This window comes from Viridibacillus sp. NPDC096237, from assembly GCF_050278625.1.
Classification (GTDB): domain Bacteria; phylum Bacillota; class Bacilli; order Bacillales_A; family Planococcaceae; genus Viridibacillus.
The window spans coordinates 23,079-46,736 of the sequence record NZ_JBNNTI010000027.1; the positions used below are offsets into that span (position 1 = coordinate 23,079).

Annotated in this window: 22 protein-coding genes and 3 pseudogenes; 18 read left to right on the forward strand and 7 right to left on the reverse strand. The window is 35.8% G+C overall.

The window, feature by feature from the left end; translation table 11 throughout:
* The first annotated feature begins 64 nt into the window (after nt 1–64).
* Nucleotides 65–1,116, forward strand: a pseudogene (locus ACQKMD_RS14640) (NAD(P)/FAD-dependent oxidoreductase).
* A gap of 219 nt (nt 1,117–1,335) precedes the next feature.
* Here the strand turns inward: ACQKMD_RS14640 and ACQKMD_RS14645 are convergent.
* From ACQKMD_RS14645 to ACQKMD_RS14660, 4 genes are read right to left on the reverse strand one after another with little or no spacing between them, the layout of a single operon-like run.
* Nucleotides 1,336–2,199, reverse strand: coding sequence for a cysteine ABC transporter substrate-binding protein (locus ACQKMD_RS14645; RefSeq protein WP_427752888.1), 864 nt, complete (start codon nt 2,197–2,199; stop codon nt 1,336–1,338).
* A 22-nt stretch (nt 2,200–2,221) separates the two neighbouring features.
* A complete protein-coding gene (locus ACQKMD_RS14650) occupies nt 2,222–2,965 on the reverse strand; it encodes an amino acid ABC transporter ATP-binding protein (protein WP_427752889.1) in 744 nt (247 codons plus the stop codon).
* 13 nt (nt 2,966–2,978) lie between these two features.
* Nucleotides 2,979–3,656: an amino acid ABC transporter permease gene (locus tag ACQKMD_RS14655; protein ID WP_427752890.1), complete on the reverse strand. Its 678-nt coding sequence runs from the start codon at nt 3,654–3,656 to the stop codon at nt 2,979–2,981.
* Nucleotides 3,637–4,302, reverse strand: coding sequence for an amino acid ABC transporter permease (locus ACQKMD_RS14660; RefSeq protein WP_427752891.1), 666 nt, complete (start codon nt 4,300–4,302; stop codon nt 3,637–3,639). Before ACQKMD_RS14660 ends, ACQKMD_RS14655 begins: the two co-directional genes overlap by 20 nt.
* 436 nt (nt 4,303–4,738) lie before the next feature.
* Between ACQKMD_RS14660 and ACQKMD_RS14665 the strand changes: the two genes are divergently transcribed.
* The 13 genes and pseudogenes from ACQKMD_RS14665 to ACQKMD_RS14725 all read left to right on the forward strand — a co-directional run bounded on the left by ACQKMD_RS14665 (nt 4,739) and on the right by ACQKMD_RS14725 (nt 17,645).
* Nucleotides 4,739–6,007 (forward strand): ATP-binding protein, encoded by a 1,269-nt coding sequence (locus ACQKMD_RS14665; RefSeq protein ID WP_427752892.1) that lies wholly within the window; start codon nt 4,739–4,741, stop codon nt 6,005–6,007.
* Nucleotides 6,008–6,009: 2 nt separating this feature from the next.
* Nucleotides 6,010–6,906: a response regulator gene (locus ACQKMD_RS14670; RefSeq protein WP_427752922.1), complete on the forward strand. Its 897-nt coding sequence runs from the start codon at nt 6,010–6,012 to the stop codon at nt 6,904–6,906.
* A 150-nt stretch (nt 6,907–7,056) separates the two neighbouring features.
* A complete protein-coding gene (locus tag ACQKMD_RS14675; RefSeq protein WP_427752893.1) occupies nt 7,057–8,334 on the forward strand; it encodes a cation:dicarboxylate symporter family transporter in 1,278 nt (425 codons plus the stop codon).
* A gap of 216 nt (nt 8,335–8,550) precedes the next feature.
* Nucleotides 8,551–9,091, forward strand: a pseudogene (locus ACQKMD_RS14680) (response regulator transcription factor); the annotation flags it as partial.
* Between the two features lie 281 nt (nt 9,092–9,372).
* Nucleotides 9,373–10,290 (forward strand): foldase protein PrsA, encoded by a 918-nt coding sequence (locus tag ACQKMD_RS14685; protein WP_427752894.1) that lies wholly within the window; start codon nt 9,373–9,375, stop codon nt 10,288–10,290.
* A gap of 738 nt (nt 10,291–11,028) precedes the next feature.
* The gene (locus tag ACQKMD_RS14690) at nt 11,029–11,634 is read left to right on the forward strand and encodes an SAM-dependent methyltransferase (RefSeq protein WP_427752895.1); all 606 of its coding nucleotides are present in this window, start codon (nt 11,029–11,031) and stop codon (nt 11,632–11,634) included.
* Between the two features lie 23 nt (nt 11,635–11,657).
* A pseudogene (locus ACQKMD_RS14695) lies at nt 11,658–12,038 on the forward strand (MMPL family transporter); the annotation flags it as partial.
* Between the two features lie 321 nt (nt 12,039–12,359).
* Nucleotides 12,360–13,565, forward strand: a complete 1,206-nt coding sequence (locus ACQKMD_RS14700) for an ABC transporter substrate-binding protein (RefSeq protein WP_427752896.1) — start codon at nt 12,360–12,362, stop codon at nt 13,563–13,565.
* A gap of 79 nt (nt 13,566–13,644) precedes the next feature.
* The gene (locus ACQKMD_RS14705) at nt 13,645–14,520 is read left to right on the forward strand and encodes a branched-chain amino acid ABC transporter permease (RefSeq protein ID WP_100795284.1); all 876 of its coding nucleotides are present in this window, start codon (nt 13,645–13,647) and stop codon (nt 14,518–14,520) included.
* A gap of 13 nt (nt 14,521–14,533) precedes the next feature.
* Nucleotides 14,534–15,496, forward strand: coding sequence for a branched-chain amino acid ABC transporter permease (locus ACQKMD_RS14710; RefSeq protein ID WP_427752897.1), 963 nt, complete (start codon nt 14,534–14,536; stop codon nt 15,494–15,496).
* Nucleotides 15,474–16,253: an ABC transporter ATP-binding protein gene (locus tag ACQKMD_RS14715; protein ID WP_427752898.1), complete on the forward strand. Its 780-nt coding sequence runs from the start codon at nt 15,474–15,476 to the stop codon at nt 16,251–16,253. Before ACQKMD_RS14710 ends, ACQKMD_RS14715 begins: the two co-directional genes overlap by 23 nt.
* Before the next feature lies 1 nt (nt 16,254).
* The gene (locus tag ACQKMD_RS14720; protein ID WP_427752899.1) at nt 16,255–16,962 is read left to right on the forward strand and encodes an ABC transporter ATP-binding protein; all 708 of its coding nucleotides are present in this window, start codon (nt 16,255–16,257) and stop codon (nt 16,960–16,962) included.
* A gap of 200 nt (nt 16,963–17,162) precedes the next feature.
* Complete coding sequence (locus tag ACQKMD_RS14725) at nt 17,163–17,645, forward strand: hypothetical protein (RefSeq protein WP_427752900.1); 483 nt, start codon at nt 17,163–17,165, stop codon at nt 17,643–17,645.
* Between the two features lie 126 nt (nt 17,646–17,771).
* Here the strand turns inward: ACQKMD_RS14725 and ACQKMD_RS14730 are convergent, their stop codons facing one another.
* The gene (locus tag ACQKMD_RS14730) at nt 17,772–18,491 is read right to left on the reverse strand and encodes a DUF6904 family protein (protein WP_427752901.1); all 720 of its coding nucleotides are present in this window, start codon (nt 18,489–18,491) and stop codon (nt 17,772–17,774) included.
* A 37-nt stretch (nt 18,492–18,528) separates the two neighbouring features.
* The gene (gene rluF, locus ACQKMD_RS14735) at nt 18,529–19,233 is read right to left on the reverse strand and encodes a 23S rRNA pseudouridine(2604) synthase RluF (protein ID WP_427752902.1); all 705 of its coding nucleotides are present in this window, start codon (nt 19,231–19,233) and stop codon (nt 18,529–18,531) included.
* A 214-nt stretch (nt 19,234–19,447) separates the two neighbouring features.
* Between rluF and adh the strand changes: the two genes are divergently transcribed.
* Together adh and ACQKMD_RS14745 are read left to right on the forward strand one after the other, a co-directional pair.
* Entirely contained in the window at nt 19,448–20,968 is a 1,521-nt protein-coding gene (gene adh / locus ACQKMD_RS14740; protein ID WP_427752923.1) for an aldehyde dehydrogenase, read from the forward strand.
* An 18-nt stretch (nt 20,969–20,986) separates the two neighbouring features.
* Entirely contained in the window at nt 20,987–21,349 is a 363-nt protein-coding gene (locus ACQKMD_RS14745) for a DUF779 domain-containing protein (protein ID WP_427752903.1), read from the forward strand.
* Between the two features lie 19 nt (nt 21,350–21,368).
* Here the strand turns inward: ACQKMD_RS14745 and ACQKMD_RS14750 are convergent, their stop codons facing one another.
* Nucleotides 21,369–21,551, reverse strand: coding sequence for a hypothetical protein (locus ACQKMD_RS14750; RefSeq protein ID WP_427752904.1), 183 nt, complete (start codon nt 21,549–21,551; stop codon nt 21,369–21,371).
* A gap of 22 nt (nt 21,552–21,573) precedes the next feature.
* Between ACQKMD_RS14750 and ACQKMD_RS14755 the strand changes: the two genes are divergently transcribed.
* Together ACQKMD_RS14755 and ACQKMD_RS14760 are read left to right on the forward strand one after the other, a co-directional pair.
* Complete coding sequence (locus ACQKMD_RS14755) at nt 21,574–21,987, forward strand: DUF4003 family protein (RefSeq protein WP_427752924.1); 414 nt, start codon at nt 21,574–21,576, stop codon at nt 21,985–21,987.
* A 77-nt stretch (nt 21,988–22,064) separates the two neighbouring features.
* The gene (locus ACQKMD_RS14760; protein ID WP_427752905.1) at nt 22,065–23,492 is read left to right on the forward strand and encodes an aldehyde dehydrogenase family protein; all 1,428 of its coding nucleotides are present in this window, start codon (nt 22,065–22,067) and stop codon (nt 23,490–23,492) included.
* The last annotated feature ends 166 nt before the right edge of the window (nt 23,493–23,658 follow it).

Here is a 23,658-nt window from a genome sequence, read left to right on the forward strand (position 1 = left end):
TTTTAAAACTGATAAAAATGCTGGAAAATATAAAAAATTAGTATGTAAATAGGAGTTATATAATATGGAAGAAATAGAGTTATTTGATGTCACTGTAATCGGTGGAGGACCAGCAGGGTTATATTCGACTTTTTATAGTGGATTACGTGAGATGAAAACAAAAATTATTGAGTTCCAACCTTATTTAGGCGGTAAATTACATGTCTATCCTGAGAAAATGATATGGGATGTAGGTGGCCATAAACCAATACCTGGAGGGAAACTAATCGAACAATTAGTGGAGCAAGGGTTAACATTCAATCCAACAGTTGTGTTAAATGAGAAAGTAGAATCCATTGAGAAAAATGCAAACAGCCACTTCGAATTAACAACTGCTTCAGGAAATAAACACTATTCTAAAACTATAATAGTTGCAGTAGGAAGTGGCATTTTAAATCCAACGAAAATTCAAATTGAAGGAGCAGAACGATTTGAAGTGTCCAATTTAAATTACACAGTAAAATCAATTCAACGCTTCAAAGACAAAAGGGTTATCATTTCTGGTGGTGGAAATTCAGCTATCGACTGGGCAAATGAATTAGAGCCAATTGCTAAAAAGGTGTACTAACCTATCGTAAGGAGCAGTTAAATGCCCATGAATCTCAAGTGAATCAATTGTTAGAAAGCTCGGTTACATCTTTTTTCAACACATCCATTACAAAATTAGTAGCAAGTGAAAATCGAGAAATAATTGAGAAAATCGAGTTAACAAATCATCAAAATCATGAAGTAGAATATTTAGAAATTGATGAAGTCATCATTAATCATGGTTATGATCAAGACACATCTTTACTTGAAAATAGTGAAGTTGATATTGATATGGCAGATAATTTTTATATTGAAAGTAACTCTTGTGGTGAATCTTCAGTAGCAGGTTTATATGCAGCTGGTGATATCGTGAAATATGATGGCAAGGTTAATTTAATCGCGGGTGCATTTCAAGATGCAGCTAACGCAGTAAATAAGGCGAAGAAATATATTGAACCAGAAGCAAATGGCTTTGGTATGGTATCTTCGCATAATGAGTTATTTAAAAAACGAAATCGACAGTTAATTGTGAAAATGATGGACTGTTAAAATATGTTCAAACTCTAACTCCTTAAGCAGCACCATGACTAAAATAATAGACTGTAGTTATTTCATAAAAGAGTCATCTATATTTAGCAAAAGATAAACCCGATAAAGACAGCGCATAAAAATGGCTGCTTAATCGGGTTTTTATATAAGAAATGAAGGATTTCTTATATATGAGTGGGTACATATATCGCCTTTAAATAGCAAGAGGGCAATAGCCGGTTATTTAGATTTACCTTCAACTACAACGTCATCAGCTTTTACATTCTCACCGTATACAGGTCTCAAAACTTCATCAAATGCTTTATGGAAGAATTGTTCTTTCCCTAGTGTTTCTAATTCCTCGTTTAGCCAATCGAGTAATTCTTTGTTGCTCTTTTTCACTGCCGGTGCAATGTAGTCAAGGTCACCAATAGATTTGATGTCAACAACGTAGTCGGGGTTTTCTTTTACCCATGCGTAAAGCAATGTGTTGTCGTGTGCAAGAGCAGCGCCACGACCATCTTTTAACGCTTCGAAGGTTTCAGTGTTTTGGTCGTATTTCACTTGCTCAATATCTACGTAATTTTTGGCGAAATATGTTTCAGCAGTTGTACCTTTATTGATTAATAGTTTTTTGCCATCTAATTGTTGTACATCAGAAATAGCGGCCTTTTTAGGTGAAGCAACACCAATGGCCACTTTCATGTAGGGATTTGCAAAGTCAACTTGTTCAGAACGTTCTGGCGTTACTGTGAAATTAGCTAATGTAATATCAACTTTATCGGATTTCAAAACATCTACACGGTTTTGTGCTTCTGTTAAGATGAATTCCACTTTAGATTCATCACCTAATAAATCTTTAGCAATACGCTTAGCTAGTAAAATATCATAACCTTGATTTTTGCCGTTTTCGTCGATGTAGCCAAATGGTGGTTTGTCACTGAAGACAGCGATACGGACTTTTCCACGCTCTTTAATAGCGTCAATTGAAGATGTTTTTCCTTTATCATCTGATGAATTATCATTTCCGCAAGCTGTTAACGCCAAAACTAAAATGGATAGAGTAATAAGTGCAAATACGTTCTTTTTGAATTTTTTTGTCATCTTCTATTTCCTCCTATGGTGTTTAGAATTGTAATATATTTAGAAATTGCTTCGCACGATCTGTTTGAGGATTGTTAAAGAAATCTTCTGGATGACCGGCTTCACAAATATTCCCGTTATCTAAAAAAATAATTTCATCGGCTACTGAGCGAGCAAAGTTCATCTCGTGTGTGACAATTACCATCGTCATACCTTGTGAAGCTAGTTGTAAAATCACATTCAATACTTCACGTACCATCTCAGGGTCAAGCGAGGCTGTAACTTCATCAAATAGCATGATTTCAGGATTCATACAAAGTGCACGCACAATTGCAATACGCTGCTTCTGACCACCGGATAATTGTCTTGGATAGTCATTTTCGCGATCAGCTAAATCAACGCGTTGTAGTAGTTCACGCGCTTGTGCTAATGCTTCAGCTCTGTCCCTTTTCTGTACTTTAATAGGACCTAGTAGAACATTTTCAAGTATAGTCATATTCGGAAATAGATCGTAGCTTTGGAATACCATTCCTATTTGTTGTCGTATTTTTTGCCAAGAAACCTTAGGATCTATAAGCTCTTGACCTGCAAAAAGAATAGAGCCATCTTGTACATCTTCCAGGCCATTTAAACAACGTAACAATGTGCTTTTCCCACAACCTGATGGGCCTAAGATGACAATTACTTTTCCTTTGTCTACTGTTAAGTCAATACCATTTAAAATGGTTTTATTGTTGTACTTTTTTACTAATTTCTTCACTTGTAGTAAAGGTGTTGCTTCACTCATTTACAATTCCTCCTCAAGAAGCCCACTTACGTTCGAGTCGTTGTGACAGTTTAGATAATGGATAACACATGATGAAATACAAAAAGAAGATGAATCCATAAACCCAAAAGGAGGCTGTTGGATTTTTTAAGTTGGCATGTTCAATAATTTGTTGGCCAACTTTGACGACCTCAATGACGCCAATCATAACGAGTAATACAGTTGTTTTAATCATTCTTGTCGCTAGGTTAATAGCGGATGGTAGTGTTCGCTTAAGCGATTGAGGAATCAAAATATACCAATATAGTTGAATTGTATTTAAACCTATAGCTTTACCAGATTCAACTTGATGTTTTGGTAAAGAAATAAGAGCACCACGGACGATGTCACTCATTTCAGCCGCTCCCCAGAGACTAAAGACGATAATTGAAACGATTTCTGCATCTAGGTTTATATTAAAATCCGCTGGTAATACGAAATAGAAAACGAATAGCCAAACTAATATAGGGATAATTCTAAAAAGCTCTAAGTATATGCGGAAAACCATTTTAATAATTTTAGATTTAGATGTTCGAATAACACCAATGATAGTTCCTAATGTACAGCCAATAATGATTGAAAAGACAGCAACTCTTGCAGTCACGAGAAGCCCCATTAGTAAGCGTTGTATATTGATACCTTCAAATAATACGTTAATACCCAAATTCAGCATGGCGGACTCTCCTTTCTAACCAAGACAAGAGAAGTGACATTGGTAGAAGAATGATGAGATAGCCAATTACTAACATTAATAAGGACTCATTTGTTTTATAGAACATGCCGATTAAATCCTTTGTTGTGTTCGTTAACTCTAGAATGGCAATTCCACTAAATATTGATGTTTCTTTTAAAAGAAATATGCAGTTGGCACCGAGAGCAGGAACACTGGAAGTCACAGCTTGAGGTAATAAAATATAGCGTATCAACTGACTATTACTTAGGCCAATTGCTTTCCCTGTTTCAATTTGGGTTACAGGAACGGCTTCAATACCAGCACGCAATGCTTCTGTCATATAGCTTCCACCTAGAAAAGCAAGCCCTATAATCGCACACAGTTCTGCTTCAATGGTGATGCCCATTTTCGGTAAACCGTAATAAAGGAAAAATAGTTGAATTAATAATGGTGTATTTCTTGAAAGTTCGATATACCCTTGTACAATATTGCATAAGACCTTTACTTTGAAATATTGAATAATACTACATATTAACCCAATGATAGTGGATAGTAATATCCCCCAAAAAGCTAATTTAATAGTAAGAATTAATGCTTTCTTATACAAAGGTATTTGATCAATCATATAAGACCAGTCTAAATTCATAAGCAGCCTTCTTTCTCTAAGTTGAGTAACTAGAACGAAGATAAATATCACTTTAATACTCTAGTTAACAAAAGCGAGTTAGTTTATATGTTTTGTTAGTATAGAATATTATACCAATTAAGGAATTATTACAAGTGTATTTAGGGAATTAGTAGTGGGTTAATCAGCTTAGTAAGAGACATTGCGATTATTTAAGGGGAAATTCTGTAGATTAAAATGTTGTACGGCAAACAACTTAAGTCGTTATAGGATGTATATAAAAGCCTTTTGAGTTCGATGCTTAAATTACAATATCGAGTGAATAAGAAAAGCCAGTAAATGTTTTTCCTTGTAAATCGAACAATGGTAAAATGACGTAGTAGTTAAAAATTTTAAAAATAATATAGAGATTTTTAGACATATATATTTCTGATGGCTATTTATATAGGAGAGTTTTATGAATAATTTAAGTGTTAGATGGAGAAAGTCTGAGCTGTTATGGGTTATCCTGATCGCCATTTTGACCGCTATTAGTAGTGAAATTAAAGTGACTCCTTTTAATGGAGAGAATTTTCGATTTGGTTTAGGGAGTATTATGTTCCTTTTGCTTATTTTAGTTCGCACACCTGTTACTATTATACGAACTGGGGTTATGACCGGTTTGACAGTTGTTATTTTTCGTGTGGCTGTTGATGTGGCGTTTAATCTAGGTGATTTAGCGGAAAGCTTGAAACTACATTCTCCTGCCTTTATATATTATTTTGTTTTTGTTTATGGTTTTCGTTTATTGCGTGTAGGGCAATATCAAGAAAGTCCGTTACGCTTAGGTGTTTATGCGGCGCTACTCGAACTCTTAGGGAATAGTGCAGAACATATCATTCGTTATTATTTAATAACAGAAGCTAGCATTGGCTTATATGATTGGTGGATATTAAGTGCGGTTGCTTTATTGCGGAGCTTTTTCGTTATTGGATTGTATAGCTCTGTCGTTTTAACTGAAAAGCATAAACAGTTAGAGGAAAAACTAACAGTCGACTCCGGCCTATATGTCGAAACGTTATATTTGCAAAAATCTATGAATCATATTGAGAAAATCACAGCGTCTAGTTATGACCTTTATCGTAAATTGAAGGACATTGAGCAAAGAGAGCTAAGTGTGAAAGCTTTGAATATTGCCCAGGAAATTCATGAGGTGAAGAAGGATGCACAGCGTATATTCTCGGGTCTATCGAATATCACGCTGCAAAAAACGAATGATGTGTATTATTTATCGAACCTACTTGATTTCGTCACGACAGCGAATACTAAATATAGTGAGTTATTAGGTAAACATATTGCATTCAATGTGAATGCCTCGACTGACTTTGAAACGAATCAACAAATTCCTTTATTAGCTATGCTCAATAATCTAGTAGCAAATGCGGTGGAGGCAATAGGCGATCATGGTGAGATTTTAATCGAGCTGTTTGATACAGTAGACGTGACATGCTTTATAGTAAGTGACTCGGGCAAAGGCGTCCCTAAAGAGGATTTCGATATTATATTCGAGCCTGGCTTTACGACCAAATATAATAAGCATGGTGTTGCGGCAACCGGGATTGGTTTGTCTCATGTGCGCGAAATTGTACAAACACTTGAAGGTGATATTTCTGTTGAAAAATTTGAGAGCGGCTTGATTTTCCATATAGAAATACCAACGAAGAATATTCGAAAGAGAGTTGAATAATACTGCGTTATTTTATAGTAGATGACGATGCAGCAAGTCGAAGAATGCTCAAGCAAATTATTCTTGAAGGTGACTTAGGGGTAATAATTGGTGAGTCAGATAGCGGAGAAAGTGCATTGCCACTTGTGTTATCAAGTCATCCTGATTTTGTGCTGATTGATTTCCTAATGCCACATTTAGATGGTATTGAAACGATTGATCAGTTAAAAAAGCAAGGTTTTAAAGGACACTTTGTGATGATTTCACAAGTCGTTAATAAGGAAATGGTTGGACAAGCGTATGAGAAGGATGTGGAGTTTTTTATCCATAAACCAATTAATCGTATGGAAGTGCAAAATGTTTTGAAGAAAACAGCGGAGCGCTTCTTGTTAAGACGGTCACTTCTCACAATTCGGGAGTCGTTAGTGAATTTTGAGGAGACGACGAAAGAGGAGACACATCGTACTGTGAGGGATGTTGTGTTGTCAATTTTAAATGATATGGGTATCGTCGGTGAAGTGGGTAGTGACGATATTCTATCTTTAATGGAGCATCTAATAAATCGAAGTAAACCATCCATGCAATTACCGGCCTTAAAGGACTTATATGAAGAGCTTGCATCTGAAATAAAGACAAACGGCGTGGAAATTATGAAGGAATGTAAGGCTATTGAGCAGCGTGTTCGTAGAACAATATTAGCTGCCATGAATAATTTAGCGACATTAGGTGTCGTTGATTATACGAATCCTGAATTTGAATATTATGCACCTCGTTATTTCGAGTTCTCAGAAATTCGCACGTGTATGCGTTCAATTCAAGATGATTCTAAAATGCCGAGGAAGCTAAAGGTAAACGTTAAAAAATTTTTACAAGTACTTTATGTGGAATCTTTAGAAAAATATCAACACCCACCTAAATAAAAAATAAAAGCAAATGATAGTATAAATTTTTGCGTTTTAAAAAATAATAAATAATATTGTCGGATTTTGTCGGATTTAATAAGTCGTAGTTAGAATATGAATAAGGCTTTTTCTGTAAAAAGAAGAACAGAACAAAGGGGTGACTTATTAATGAAGAAAAAATTTAAAATAAGTTTAGCTGTTCAAATATTGATTGGACTTGTTTTAGGTATTACAGTAGGTGCAATTTTCTTCGGTAATCCTAAGGTTGAGGCTTATTTACAACCAATTGGAACAATCTTTTTGAATATGATCAAAATGATTGTTGTACCGATTATTGTTTCCACATTAATTTTAGGTGTCGCTGGAACAGGTGACATGAAACAACTTGGAAAATTGGGTGCGAAAACGCTTATTTATTTCGAAGTTGTAACAACGATTGCAATTGTTGTCGGTTTATTGATTGCAAATATATTCAAACCTGGTGTTGGTGTGGATATGAGTGCTATCACTAAAGGTGATATTTCTCAGTATCTAAATACAACAGAAGAAGTTCAGAGTCATGGTTTCGCAGATACAATCGTTAATATTGTTCCTACGAATATCATTGATGCTATGGCCACTACCAACATGTTAGCGGTAATCTTCTTCTCTGTATTATTTGGACTTGGTATAGCTTCTATTGGTGAGAGAGGGAAACCAGTTCTTGCTTTCTTCCAGGGAACGGCAGATGCTATGTTCTGGGTAACGAACACAGTTATGAAATTTGCTCCATTTGGTGTATTCGCATTAATTGGGATAACCGTTTCAAAATTTGGTCTAGAGTCATTAATACCTTTAGGGAAGTTGGCTATTTTAGTTTATGCTTCCATGATATTCTTTATTGTCGTGATATTAGGTTCGATTGCAAAACTGGTAGGGATCAATATTTTCCGTTTAATTAGAGTGTTAAAAGATGAGTTGATCTTAGCTTACTCTACTTCAAGCTCTGAAACTGTATTACCAAAAGTAATGCAAAAAATGGAGAAATTCGGTAGCCCGAAAGATGTTGTATCTTTTGTAATACCAACTGGATATTCATTTAACTTAGATGGTTCTACGTTATACCAAGCGATTGCTGCGATTTTCATCGCGCAAATGTATGGTGTTAATTTAACTATTATGGACCAAATTACATTAGTACTTGTATTAATGGTTACTTCTAAAGGTATTGCTGGCGTACCAGGTGTATCGTTTGTTGTATTATTAGCAACTCTTGGTACTGTAGGCATTCCGCCAGAAGGTTTAGCATTTATTGCTGGTATCGACCGTATTCTTGATATGGCTCGTACAGTTGTAAATGTAGTTGGTAACTCTTTAGCTACAGTTGTAATGAGTAGATGGGAAGGTCGTTTTGATTACGATAAAGCGGCTACCTATTTTGACACACCAGAAGATTCAGTACGATAAATAGTTTAGTGAAATAATTATTTTCTTTCTCTTCTATTACGAGTAGGACAAACTCTTACTAAAATAATGAACTCCACTAACTACGATGTTAGTGGAGTTTTTTTGTTTTTTCAATATCTATTCAATTACGGGTGATTTGTTTATGACATCTAGTTGACGTATTGGAATGATATAATGTTTGAAAAATAAAAATAATAGCGAGTAGGAGGGATTTGTATGGATAAAGTACTCATTGTAGAAGATGAATGTTCGATTAGCCAAGTGTTGAAGGTATATTTACAAAAGGTGGATTTTCAAACAGAGCAGGCCTTTAATGGTTCTGATGCAATTAAGAAATTCCATGAATGTAATCCTAATCTAGTCTTATTAGATATTATGCTCCCTGGGGAAAAGCGGTTGGGAGATTTTAAAGGAAATACGGCAAGTAAGTTCTTGTCCAGTTATCATGTTAACAGCTTTAGGTGAAGTCAATTATCGTCTGGAAGGGTTAAATGAAGGTGCAGATGACTACATCACAAAACCCTTCATAGCAGAAGAGGTTGTTGCGCGTGTGAAGGCTTGTTTTAAGAAGAACACAAAGTGATAAAGCACCTAAGAGGAAATTTGGTAACTTAGAAATCAACATACAATCACATGTTGTACTTGTGAATGATCAAGAAATAGATTTGACACCAAGAGATTTATCATTAGATGTTTTTTAGCTGAGCATCCAAACCAAACATTTACACGAGATCAGCTAATTGAGAACGTATGGGGAAATATGAAGTTCGGGGTTTAGGTCTAGGGTTACCTCTAAGCAAAATGATGGCGCAGTCTATCCATGGAAACTTACATCTTGTTGAAAGCTCTGAAGAAGGTACAACATTTAGAATAATTATTCCAAAAGTAAATATATAATAACAGCCTAGAACTCCAATTGGATCGCAAAATCGAATTGGATTTTTTTCTTTCAAAAATATAGATTCCGACATTTAGCTGACACATTGATTCTGTAAAGTAGGTTTTGTAAAGAACGGAACTTAAGGAAGGATGAGATAAATGACAAACGAAATGGCAGGAGATAAGAAGGGGATTGGTAAACGCCTCATACTCGTCATGGGAACCCCATTAATTTTACTAATTACGTTAATTACCTATTATATAACAGTGCCAAGTGCTAATGATTACGTTGCTAAAATTAATGGAAAAAAAATAACCCAATCAGAGTTAAATAAAGAACTTGTCTCTCAATATGGGACTGATGCACTTAGTACACTGATTACAAGTAAAGTCATTGAACTAGAAGCTACAAAGCAAAAGGTTACAGTTTCAGATCAAGAGATTCAAGCAGAGCTAGAGGACTTGCAAAAGTCTTATGGTGGTAAAGAGGCATTTGAAGCAGCACTAGAATCTAATGCTACGACATTACAAAATGCAAAGGACAACATCAAAACGTATTTAACAACTACAAAATTGATAGAACCAACAATTGATATTACTGAAAAAGAGCTAAAAACATATTTTAAAGAAAATAAAGACACTTTCTCTCAAGAAGAACAAGTACAAGCCAGCCATATTTTAGTTGAAGATGAGGATACAGCAAAAGAAGTGGCGAAAAAAATTAAAAATGGAGATGATTTTGCAGAACTTGCTAGTGCGTATTCAACTGACACTGCAAGTGCTTCAGACGGAGGCAACTTAAACTATTTTGGCAAAGGTGTAATGGATGAGAGCTTTGAAAAAGTAGCTTTTTCTATGAAAGTAGATAAAATAAGTGATCCTATCAAAACGGATTATGGCTACCACATTATTAAAGTTACAGCAAAAAAAGCTGGGAAAGAAGCAACATTTGAAAACTCAAAAGATGATGTGATAACAGCATTAATGAATGAAAAAATAGATGTAAATTATTCAACATGGTTGTCTTCTTTATATGAGGATTATGATATCGAAAGTACATTAACTAGTAACAAATAAGAGATAAAGGGAACAGGAGATTATGAGGTATCAAGATGAGTTTACTGTTAAAGGTCGAAAGGAACTTAAGCATGCCATTTCGCAAGGTGGTATCGAGGAGGAAATGATGACTAGGCGACTGGTGTATCAGGTAAAAAAATCAGTAAATAATACTCAAAAGAAACGATTATAGTAAGTTCAATAGCTGTTGCATGTATGATTATGGCCACTATCTACGTCTTCGTATTAAACGTAGACGTACCACTAACAAATGATTAAGCACTGCCGATATCTGATTGCCGGTGCAGTCAGTGAAACCCACCTAACCTTCACTTTGAAACACAAAGGTTGCCAATTAATCGTATAGCAGAACAATTGGTAAGCTTTTGTTATTTAAATAAGTAAGTTCATTAAAATATTTAATAAAAACGGATTAAAATTAGTGAGCTAACCTACATAGTGTAGAGCCCGGAGTAGTAGCCATAGGAGATTAGATTCCTAGACTCTAATCTTTTGTAGAGTGCTTTAACTAACGTGCGAGCGGTCTTTTTTACATCAATACGAGAGATTTCTTATCCATTACTGCACCACTAACAGTTATAAAGAAGACTTTGCTTGCTAAATGAGCCATTTTATTCACCATTTCCCTGCCGTTAAATTATTATTAAATTGTGAGGCTATTAATAAGAGATAATCATTATATAATCAAAAGTTATAGTATTAAGACATTTAATAATAAAAAAGTAGGTGCCTACAATTATGAATGAACTACAATTTGATCAACTTTTACATATTCAAACGACAGGAGATCAGTATGGCTATCCAACACTGACGCATTACCACCGCTATGAACCTACGCCATATGCCGCGTTAGAACAACTTTTTGGAAAATATAGTCTTCAACGTACGGATTGTGTGGTGGATATGGGTTGTGGTAAGGGGCGTGTACCTTTTTATGTGCATCACCGCTTTCATACAAAGGTTATTGGAGTTGAAATGAATTCGATTTTTTACGAAAATGCTTTATCGAATAAAACACAATATATGAAGAAAAACAGTGTGAAAAATAATGCTATTGATTTTCAATGTGTATTAGCACAAGATTATTTAATTCAGCAAAAGGAAAATGTGTTTTTCTTTTTTAATCCATTCTCTGTTCAAATCTTCCGTAAAGTAGTGGACAATATTTTACGCTCTGTAGAAGAGAAACCACGTCAAATTCACCTTATTTTATACTATCCTCCATTAGAATATTTGCATTTTTTGGAATATGAGACCAACTTTGAATTAGAAAAGGAAATATTCCTTAAAGAAGTTTCTACGCACAATATCAATGAAAGAATATTACTATTTCGTTATGAATAAAATGTTGTAAATAAAATTCACTTTACAGTCTTGGAGCAGAGGCAATTCAAGGATCTATTCCTCTGTATTCTTTCGTATTTTTAGTAGCATTAGGTGAAGATTATAATATTTTCATGGTGTCAGAGATATGGAAGAAACGACGAACTCATAGCCATAAGGATGCAGTGGCAGACGGCGTTGTGCATACCGGTAGTGTTATTACGTCCGCAGGGCTTATTTTAGCTGGAACCTTTGCTGTATTAGCAACATTGCCAATTCAAGTGCTTGTTCAATTTGGCGTTGTGACTGCAATTGGGATTTTGTTAGATACTTTTATCGTTCGCCCACTATTAGTACCAGCATTAACTACAGTTTCTGGTCGCTTTGCATTTTGGCCAGTGAAATTATCAAAAGAAAATAGCTAAATTTAACAAAGAAATCTCGAGGAATTTTATGTTTCTCGAGATTTCTTTATTCTTATAAAATAACATAAATATACTATTTAATAAGAATAATAGTATATAAAACAATAATACTAACATAATATATAAGAATATTTAAAATTAACTAAAAATTTATATAGACGGAATTGACAGAATGTTTTAATATATTGAATGTAATTAAAACTCGTTAAAGACTGATAAGCTATTAAAATATTATTTTATTGTATTGCTTATAGTAATCTAATTGTTTATAATTATCAGAAATATCTAAAAATATAGTTTTATACTTAAAGGGGGATTCATATGGTATCAAAAAACAAACTAAAAAGATTTGCTTCTGTATTTTTAGCTTCTTCATTGATTATTGGAGCTTTAGCAGGTTGTGGTAGTAAAGGGGAAGAATCTGGTGGTACTAGTAGTAGTGGTAAAGACAGCAACGAAATTAAAATAGGTATGAACTTGGAACTATCAGGTAACGTGGCATCTTACGGTTCGTCTATTGCAACAGGTGCAGACCTAGCAATTAAAGAAATTAATGATGCTGGTGGTATTGATGGGAAAAAAATTGTACCAGTTAAGATTGATAATAAATCAGATGCTGCTGAAGCAACAACTGCAGCAATTAAATTAGCTACTAAAGAAAAAGTTGTAGCTCAAATCGGACCTGCAGTTTCAGGTTCTACGGTAGCAACTGTACAAATCGCAAATCAACAAAAAATGCCAGTTGTATCACCTTCAGGTACTGCACCAAACATTACAATTAACGATAAGGGAAAGCTTAATGAGTATGCATTCCGTACTTGTTTCATTGATCCATTCCAAGGTCAGATTGCAGCTAACTTTGCTTTAAATGAGTTAAAAGCTAAAAAAGTAGCAATCTATGCAGATAGTGCGAGTGATTACGCGAAAGGTCTTGCATCGGCATTCAAAAAAGTGATTGAAGATAATGGAGGTACAGTTGTAACAGAATCTTATGTAGCGAAAGATACAGATTTCCGTGCTACATTAACTCGTTTAAAATCAGCGAAACCTGATTTCGTCTTCATCCCTGGTTACTATGAGGAAGTTGGTTTAATTGTAAAGCAAGCACGTGAGTTAGGTATTGATGTTCCTTTAATGGGTGCTGATGGTTGGGATTCTCCTAAACTTGTGAAACTTGCTGGAACAAAAGCTTTAAACAATACTTACATCACAAACCACTACTCTTCTGAAGATCCAGATGCTAAGATTCAAGATTTCGTAAAGGCATTCAAAGCAGCAAATAGCGATAAAGCACCAGATGCATTCAATGCATTAGGTTACGATTCAGTGTACTGGATTAAAGATGCAATCGAACGTGCAGGTTCTACTGACAGTGAAGCAGTTAAAAATGCATTAGCATCGACTAAAGATTTAACATTAATCACAGGTAATTTCTCAGTTGACAAAGACCACAACCCAGTGAAATCAGCAACAGTTCTTGAATATAAAGACGGAAAACAAGTGTTCAACTCTAAAGTTAATCCTTAATTTTTTTAGCTAAAGGGGGCGCTGTCCCCCTTTTTCGTTTTTTATTATCTCTTATTAGGTTTAGAAGGAGTGAGATTTTATGGAATGGGTGCAACAGTTAGTAAACGGTATTTCACTCGGTAGTATATATGCGCTCATCGCCTTAGGCTATACGATGGTATACGGGATAATTAAACTCATCAACTTTGCACATGGAGATGTGTTTATGATTGGTGCATTTATTGGATTCTATGCCATTTCTGGATGGGGGTTGGGATTCTTCCCAGCTCTATTAATAGCAATGGTAGCCTGTGCAATATTTGGCGTATTGGTAGAACGTATTGCATATAAACGACTTCGGAATGCAACGCGAATTGCAGCATTAATCACCGCAATTGGTGTTTCTTTATTCATCGAATATGGAATGATTTTCATACGAGGTGCTCAGCCCGAAGCCTATCCGGATGTGCTTTCAAATAAAACATTTAATTTCTTTGGAGCAAATATTAGTTCGCAGTCATTGATGATTTTATCTGTATCTGTAGGCTTAATGCTTATTTTACAATTTATCGTACATAAAACGAAAATTGGTAAGGCAATGCGGGCTGTTTCTCATGATGCCGAAGCAGCAAAATTGATGGGAATTAACGTAGATAATACAATTTCTGCGACTTTCGCAATTGGTTCAGCGCTAGCTGGAGCCGCGGGTGTTATTTTCGGAGTTTATTATACAAAAATTGATCCTTTAATGGGTGTCATTCCAGGGGTTAAAGCGTTCGTAGCAGCTGTACTTGGGGGTATCGGTATTATTCCAGGTGCAATGGTCGGAGGAATGGTGCTTGGTGTCGTTGAAACAGTTGTAAGTGCAATTGGTTTCTCATTGTGGCGTGATGCAGCGGCATTCGTAATTTTAATTTTAATATTGATCTTTAGACCGTCGGGTATCTTTGGTAAGAACACCCGTGAGAAAGTGTAGGTGAATGGTACTTATGAAAAAGTCTAAAGTGTTTTGGATGTATTTTGTAGCGGCAATTATTGTGTATGCAGTTATCCAAGGGATGATTGCTGGTGGTCAGCTAGATCAGTACTATTCTAACTTATTTATTTTAATGTCAATTAATGTTGTTTTGGCGGTTAGCTTGCATTTAGTTATCGGTATTACAGGGCAATTCTCCATCGGACATGCAGGTTTCCTTGCAGTCGGTGCATATGTTTCAGCAATTTGTACGATGAAGTTTGAGCTACCATTTTTCGCAGCATTATTAGTTGGTGCCATCGTAGCGTCTGTAGCAGGATTGATTATTGGTATTCCATCACTACGTTTAAAAGGTGACTATTTAGCAATTGCAACATTAGGATTTGCAGAGATCATTCGTATTATTTTCTTGAATATGGATTATGTTGGTGGAGCAGCTGGTATGCCTATTAACCAATTAACAACTTGGACCTATGCATTCTTCAGTTTACTGCTAACTGTAGTGGTAATCGCAAACTTTACTAAATCAAGACACGGGCGAGCTTGCATTGCAGTACGCGAAGATGAGATTGCAGCGGATGCAATGGGAATCAATACAACTTATTATAAAGTTGTAGCATTTGCACTTGGGTCATTCTTTGCAGGCCTTGCAGGAGGATTATTTTCTCACCAATTTTTCCTTATTCAACCGACCCAATTTGGTTTCTTAAAATCATTTGATATTTTAATTTATGTAGTCTTAGGTGGTTTAGGAAGTTTGTCAGGAGCAATTATCGCAGCGGTCCTTTTAACACTGGTTTCTATGTATCTTACAGAGTTCCCGGAAACGCGTATGATTATTTATAGTTTAGTATTAATTATTGTAATGCTTTATCGTCCATCAGGTTTGATGGGTACGAAGGAAATTACAGATTACTTTAAATTTGGTAAGCGTTCTAAAGGAGGTAATCTAGATGACCAAAAACCTTCTTCTTAAAGTAGAAAATGTCGGCATTCAATTTGGTGGATTAAAGGCAGTGCAAGGTTTGGATCTAGAGTTATTTCAAGGAGAATTAATCGGTTTAATTGGTCCAAATGGTGCCGGTAAAACGACGAGCTTTAACATGCTAACGGGTGTGTATAAACCAACGGAAGGTGAAATCATATTTGACGGCAAGCGGACAAATAATATGTCACCTCACCAAGTCACAAAAAGTGGTGTCAGTCGTACATTCCAAAATATACGATTATTTAAAGAGCAATCTGTACTAGACAATGTTAAAGTAGCAAACCATTCATTAGCGAAGCACTCTATATTCAGTTCAGTATTTCGTTTACCAAGCTTCTTTTCCGGAGAAGCCAAAATGGAAGAAGTATCGATTGAATTTTTGAAAATATTTGGTCTAGATAAATATAAAGACGAATTAGCAAAAAACTTACCGTATGGAATGCAACGTCGTCTTGAAATTGCGCGTGCACTAGCGGCAAGTCCAAAACTACTGCTTCTTGATGAACCTGCAGCAGGAATGAATCCTCAAGAAACGAAGGACTTGATGGAATTAATCGCATTAATTCGGAAGAGGTTCGATTTAACTATTTTACTAATTGAGCATGATATGGGATTGGTAATGGGCATATGCGAACGAATTTATGTATTGGATCATGGTCAATTAATCGCGGACGGTACCTCTGAAGAAATTCGTAATAATCCAAAGGTTATTGAAGCTTACCTTGGTGAGGAGGTTACAGAATAATATGCTTAAAGTGAATGACATCAATGTATTTTATGGCAATATCCAAGCATTAAAAGGCGTCTCCTTGGAGGTAAATGAAGGCGAAATAGTAACATTAATCGGTGCTAATGGTGCAGGCAAAAGTACACTATTAAAAACATTATCAGGTTTGTTAAAACCTAAGCAAGGATCAATTGAGTATCTTGCTTCTTCTATTGTAGGGAAGCAAGCACAATCTATCGTTAAAGCGGGTATTTCACATGTTCCTGAGGGACGTCGTGTATTTGCAAATATGACGGTTGAGGAAAACTTGGAGCTAGGTGCCTACTTACGTAAAGATAAAGATGGCATAGCAAAGGATTTACAACGAGTCTTTGAGCTATTCCCTCGTTTGTTAGAGCGTCGTAAGCAGCAGTCAGGTACTTTGTCTGGTGGTGAGCAACAAATGCTCGCAATGGGTCGTGCAATTATGGCAAAACCAAAATTATTATTGCTTGATGAGCCATCTATGGGTCTTGCACCGCTTATGGTGAAAACGATTTTTAACATTATAAAAGAAATAAATAAAGAGGGTACTACAATACTTCTTGTTGAACAAAATGCGCATATGGCATTGTCTGTTGCAGACCGCGCCTATGTTATCGAGACAGGTCGAGTTGTGTTATCTGGCACTGCAAAAGAGCTGAAGGAAACTGAACAAGTTAAAGCCGCATATCTTGGAGGCTTGTAAAAAAATAAGTATCAGCTTTAATTTATAAAAAAATAGAAACACCTTCGATTCGAGTATGTAAACAATACATACAACTTATCGAAGGTGTTTTTATGTAATTTAAAATTGTTAAATTATAGGGTATTATAAAGGTGGTATACCTTAGTAAAATCTATAAACCATAATGTGATAAATAGCTATTAAGTCTGGAGTGAATACTAATGATTAAGATAACCATATTGGATGATGACGAATCATTTATAGATATCCATGATGGAGAAGTGCACTGGTCGAATCTATTTGAATTTAATGCTATTCTCACGTTTGCTTATGGTGATAATGGTATATGTGAATTTGAAACCATGCACCATTTTATGTTAATAGAAAGTATGTGCGAAGGAATTCTAAATTTACTATTGCAACAGAAACAATCTAGCTATTCTGATTTCGGGAAGACTTGCACTAATAAGTTAGCTTTTAAAATTAAAAATCATGATGTGAATATTACTGTTCATCCCTCAAAAGGTGAAAATACTTTAGCTAAAACTACTCCAAATATTTTAGCACTAGATTTTTTAAGAGTATTAAAAAATCTAAAGAAACTGTATTTATCCTATAGAATGGATGATTTGTGTGATACAGAGTTAAAAGTACTCGATCATTATTTTCGAGCCATTTCCAAAGCTTTGAATAATATAAGCTAATGAGTAAGGCACTATTAGTAGCCCTACGTACTTTCTTGACGAGCTAAGTGCCCAGCTCTTTGCTTGTTGGGAACTGTTGAATGGATCATTCCATGATTTTACAATTTGCTCCTTACATATTTTGAATTACCATTCAATTTCTTTAGGATATTTTAAGGGTAGCTTCATTTTATGAATGGGGCTTTTGGTAATATTGGCTGTTTCAAGTAACTGTTTTTTTAATATGAGGTATTCAGTGTCTTCATATGCAATTTTGTAAGCAAATGATAATAGATTCATTTGCCTTTCCTCTGGCGTCATTTCGATGAACTTCAGGTTTAATAGGTCTATATATTGAACTGCATAGTCTGCTATAGATGTTTGATGGACTTGAAGCATATTTGTGAAAAGTTTAAAATCATTGGGATTCATTGAATCTTTCAGACAGTCGATTATATTGGCTTGGAATTTTCGAATGGTGGTCATATGTAAATTCCACTCATGATAATTGTTATGGTCTTGTTGTAATCGAAAAAATTTATTTAGAGCAATTATTGCAAAAAGCAACTCAGGCCACAATACTTCAACGGATAGATAAACATTTTGTTCGGGAACAATGACATTCTGTGATTTTATAATGTCTTTATGCATCCCATTCATAACGAATTCGATATTATGCTTACCTTGTGCGGCAAGGCGTATATCATAGGAGACACTTAAAATCCTAATACGAGCACCCTCATAAGGACATTGTAGCTCGTCAAGAGTAGTGATGTGATGTATTGCATGGACGAGTTCTTCGAAGTCCCAAAAGTCGCCACTAATGCGAGCGCCAGTCAAATTTTCTGTACTCTTGATTGAAATCATTGTCTAGCCCTCCCAAATATTTATCTTAACCGTTAATTTAATTCTTAGGTTTATAATTCAGTAAACCAAATAATTCTGAGCTTTCCTTTTCAGTTAAGTCACGCCATTCACCGACACGTAGGTTATCGAGTTTGATGTTCATAATACGAATTCGTTGTAGGCTTGTTACTGCATATCCTAAAGATGAACACATTCTACGGATTTGGCGGTTCAAACCTTGCGTTAAAATGATTTTAAATGTATTGCTAGATAGTTTTTCAACTTTACAAGGTAACGTAGTAGTATCTAAAATTTCTACGCCTTCAGCCAATCTCTTTAAGAAGTGAGTAGTGATAGGTTGATCCACTTTAACAATATATTCTTTTTCATGTTTGTTTTCAGCACGTAAAATCTCATTTACAATATCGCCATCATTTGTTAATAATATAAGCCCTTCTGAATCTTTATCTAAGCGACCTATATGGAAAATTCGTAGTGGATGGTTAACGAAGTCTACGATATTTCCTTTAATATGTTTTTCTGTTGTACTTGTTATACCAACTGGTTTGTTTAATTTAATGTAAACAAATTGATTTTGTTTACCGACTGGTTTACCGTCTACACACACTTTGTCACCGTCTTCTACTTGGCTCCCTAAAGTTGCTGGTTCACCATTAATCGTTACTTTACCATCTGTTATCCACTTGTCCGCTCCGCGTCTTGAAACAATTCCTGACTCGCTTAAATACTTATTTATACGCATAATCTTCCACCTTTTTTTGAGTAATATAATTATACATGATAGCATAAATTCTTTTCTGAAAAATTGAGCTCTTTAAGTTGTAATTTCTTCTAAAGTAAGGGAATATAGTAAATGTAGACAACCACTTGAATAATATAAAATTTCTCTATTTAATGTAAATGTAAGCGTATTCTATGTGGGCAGTTTTAAATTATTTCAAAAGGGGAGATAGATGATGATTTATGCTAATCCTAATACTGAAGGTGCTCTAGTTAACTTTAAAGAGCGATATGATAACTTTATTGGAGGCGAATGGGTAGCACCGATAAATGGTCAATATTTTGAAAACGTATCACCAGTAACAGGGCAAGTGTTTACAAAAGTAGCACGCTCAACTTCTGAAGATATCGAACTTGCATTAGACGCGGCACATGCAGCAAAAGATAGTTGGGGGACTACTTCTGTTACTGAACGTGCACGTATCCTAAATAAAATAGCAGATCGTATAGAAGAAAATCTTGAACTTTTAGCAGTAGCTGAGAGTTGGGATAATGGTAAAGCAGTACGTGAAACATTAAACGCGGATTTACCATTAGCGATTGATCACTTCAGATATTTCGCTGGTGCTATTCGAGCTCAAGAAGGTTCAATTAGTCAAATAGATAATGATACAGTAGCATATCATTTCCATGAGCCAATTGGCGTTGTTGGACAAATTATCCCTTGGAACTTCCCTTTACTAATGGGTGTTTGGAAAATGGCTCCAGCATTAGCGGCAGGGAACTGTATTGTTTTAAAACCAGCTGAGCAAACACCAACATCAATCCTTGTATTATTAGAGTTAATCCAAGATCTATTACCAGCAGGCGTATTAAACGTTGTTAATGGATTTGGTCTAGAAGCAGGTAAACCACTTGCTACAAGTACAAGAATCGGAAAAATTGCTTTTACTGGTGAAACGACTACTGGTCGTTTAATCATGCAATATGCAACTCAAAATTTAATTCCTGTCACTCTTGAGCTTGGTGGTAAATCACCAAATATCTTCTTTGAAGACGTAATGGATCAAGATGATGCATTTTTAGATAAGGCAGTTGAAGGGTTTGTTATGTTTGCCCTAAACCAAGGTGAAGTATGTACATGTCCATCACGTGCTTTAATACAAGAGTCTATTTATGATAGATTCATAGAAAAAGCGTTGAAACGTGTTGCTGAGATTAAAATAGGTAATCCTCTTGATACTGATGTCATGATGGGTGCTCAAGCTTCTCATGAACAACTTGAGAAAATCCTTTCATACATTGATATTGGTAAACAAGAAGGTGCAGATTGCTTAATCGGTGGTGAACAAAATGAACTTGATGGTGAACTTGCAACTGGTTATTACGTGAAACCAACTGTCTTCAAAGGACACAACAAAATGCGCATTTTCCAGGAAGAAATTTTTGGCCCTGTACTTTCTGTGACAACTTTCAAAGACAAAGCAGAGGCGCTTGAAATTGCAAATGATACATTATACGGATTAGGTGCAGGTGTTTGGTCTCGCGATATGAACACAGCTTACCGTATGGGGCGTGGAATCCAAGCGGGTCGAGTTTGGACAAACACATATCACCAATATCCAGCCCATGCTGCATTTGGTGGTTATAAATTATCGGGTATTGGCCGTGAAAATCACAAAATGATGCTCGATCATTACCAACAGACTAAAAACTTGCTAGTAAGTTACTGTGAAGGTGCACAAGGCTTCTTCTAAGAAAGGTGTGTTCTGAACATGGTAGAACGTGTTATTGCAACAGATGAGGCTTTAGCGTTAATCGACTTGCTTAAAAGTAAACATGGACCTATCATGTTCCACCAATCAGGTGGATGCTGTGATGGTTCCTCACCGATGTGCTATGCTGAAGGGGACTTAATCCTAGGAGATGTCGATGTACTTCTTGGTTCAATAGGGGAAGTTCCTTTCTATATGCACGAAAGCCAATATGATTATTGGAAGCATACCCAACTCATTATTGATGTTGTGGATGGGCGTGGGGGCATGTTTTCCCTTGAAGGTGTTGAAGGTAAACGATTTTTAACACGTTCACGTGCGTTTACTGAAGTAGAATATTCAGAAGTAAAAAAGTTTTTATAAAAACAAAGGGTCTCTAGCGTTAAGTAGCTTGAGACCCTTTTGCATGATTATTTAGCCAAGTTGTACCGTATTTGATAAGTGGCTTCATTGTAATAATTTTAGTGCTTGCTTGACCTAACTTTCCATAATGTACATGTTCAGAATGCGCCTTTTCAAATGAGTTACCAATCTCAAGGAAACGATCTGAATCTACATTTAACATTATTTTAAAGATTTAAAGGGTAATCGTTTTTAGTGATGAATTACAATGGAGTGCTAGCTATAACCGCCAACTTACGGAAAGTGTGTTGTATGTACGTGATTATTTGAAAAGTGCGGGTATTAAAGTAAAAATATCATATTATATGGTAATTGGTTTGTTGGGGGCTATTGGTGCGAAAGACGAACTCCTACAACAAATTGTTGATGTCTATTACGACCTTGAACAGATGAAGCTCTTTAATTGGGGTTATAAAGAGATGATTTTACCAATCGCAGTTCAGCTTGAAACAAAGCATTTAATTGAAGCACAAACTGGAACGACAATGACAGTACTCACCTCCATAGAATCTATTCTACAGGCTCAGCAAGCTGCGATGATTTCAACCGCAGTGATTGTCAGTTCATCTACTGCAGCAAACAGCGCTGGTGGTAGTTAAGAGCATTTTTACGATGGGGCAAAAAAATAGTGTTAACATGGAGAGGCGTAGTGATCGAGATATAGGGGGGATTTAAAATGAAAGAAACAAAACTTTGGATAGATGGAAGTTGGCAAGATACAGCAGAGAGCTATAAACTACAATCTCCGTATAGTGGTGAAGTAATTGCGAAAGTGGCAAAGGCAACACCAACAGATGTGAAACGTGCTATAGAAGGAGCACATAAAGCATTTCAATCTTTTAAAAAAACAACTGCATATGAAAGAGCTGAAATTTTATATCGTGTCGTTGAAATAATGCGCAGCCGCCGAGAAGAATTGGCAGAAATCTTGACGTATGAAGCGGGAAAACCAATTACAGCAAGTCTAGGTGAGTTAGATCGTACCATTGCTACCTATCAATTTGCGGCAGAGGAAGCCAAACAATTACATGGTGTGACAGTACCAATGGATGCGGCACCTGGGATAACAAACCGAATTGGTTGGACGAAGCGAGTGCCTCTTGGTGTTATTTCTGCTATTACACCATTTAACTTTCCATTTAATTTGGTGGCACATAAATTAGGGCCAGCTTTTGCTGTAGGAAATACGGTTGTCTTAAAGCCGGCAACGCAAACGCCATTAAGCAGTATTGTAATGGCCGGAATTTTTGAAGAAGCAGGTTTACCAAATGGTGTGCTTCAAATCGTCACGGGTAGCGGAAGTGAGCTAAGTGAAGAGCTTGTTACAAATCCAGCAGTAAAAAAAGTAACATTCACGGGAAGTGGATCTGTTGGTTTAAAAATCAAAGAACGGGTCGGCTTACGTAAAATTACACTTGAACTTGGTTCAAATGCTGGGTTAATTATAGAACCAAGTGCACCGATTGAAAAAATTGTAGGTCGTTGTGTGAACGGGGCATTTGGCTTTGCTGGACAAGTTTGTATTTCGTTGCAACGCATTTTTGTTCATGAATCGATTTACAATGAATTCACAAAGGCATTTGTAGCAGAAACGGAAAAATTAGTAGTGGGTGATCCGTTTGATAGTTCAACAGATATCAGCGCAATGATTAATCCGAAAGAAGTATCGAGAATTGCAGAATGGGTTGGAGAAGCAAAAGCCCAAGGAGCAATCGTAGCAACTGGCGGGACATTTACTGAACGTATAATGACACCAACCGTCATGACGAATGTCGAATCTGATATGAAGGTAGTTTGTCAAGAAGTATTTGCACCGATTGTGTCGATTGTTCCATATGAAACATTCGACAAAGCAATCGATTTATTGAACGCATCTGACCTTGGTTTGAATGCGGGAATTTTCACTAATAAGCTAGATGATGCTATGCGTGCAGCGGATGAATTAGAGGCAGGATCTGTTATTATTAATGAAATTCCCACATTCCGCACTGATAATATGCCGTATGGTGGCGTGAAAATGAGCGGTTATGGGCGTGAAGGAGTTAAATTTGCAGTAGAAGATATGACAGAATTGAAGTTTATTACGGTAAATACAGGTCTTTAAAATAACATAGTTCTACCTTTTAGAATACAAGTGGCTATGTATGGAGAAGCTATGGAAAATAATCTATAATTATTAGCATTATTAGTCTAATAAGTCCGTTTTCCCCAAGCTATTTTAGGTGTGAAATTGTCATTTATAATTTTGGATATTATTTTTATCTGAATTG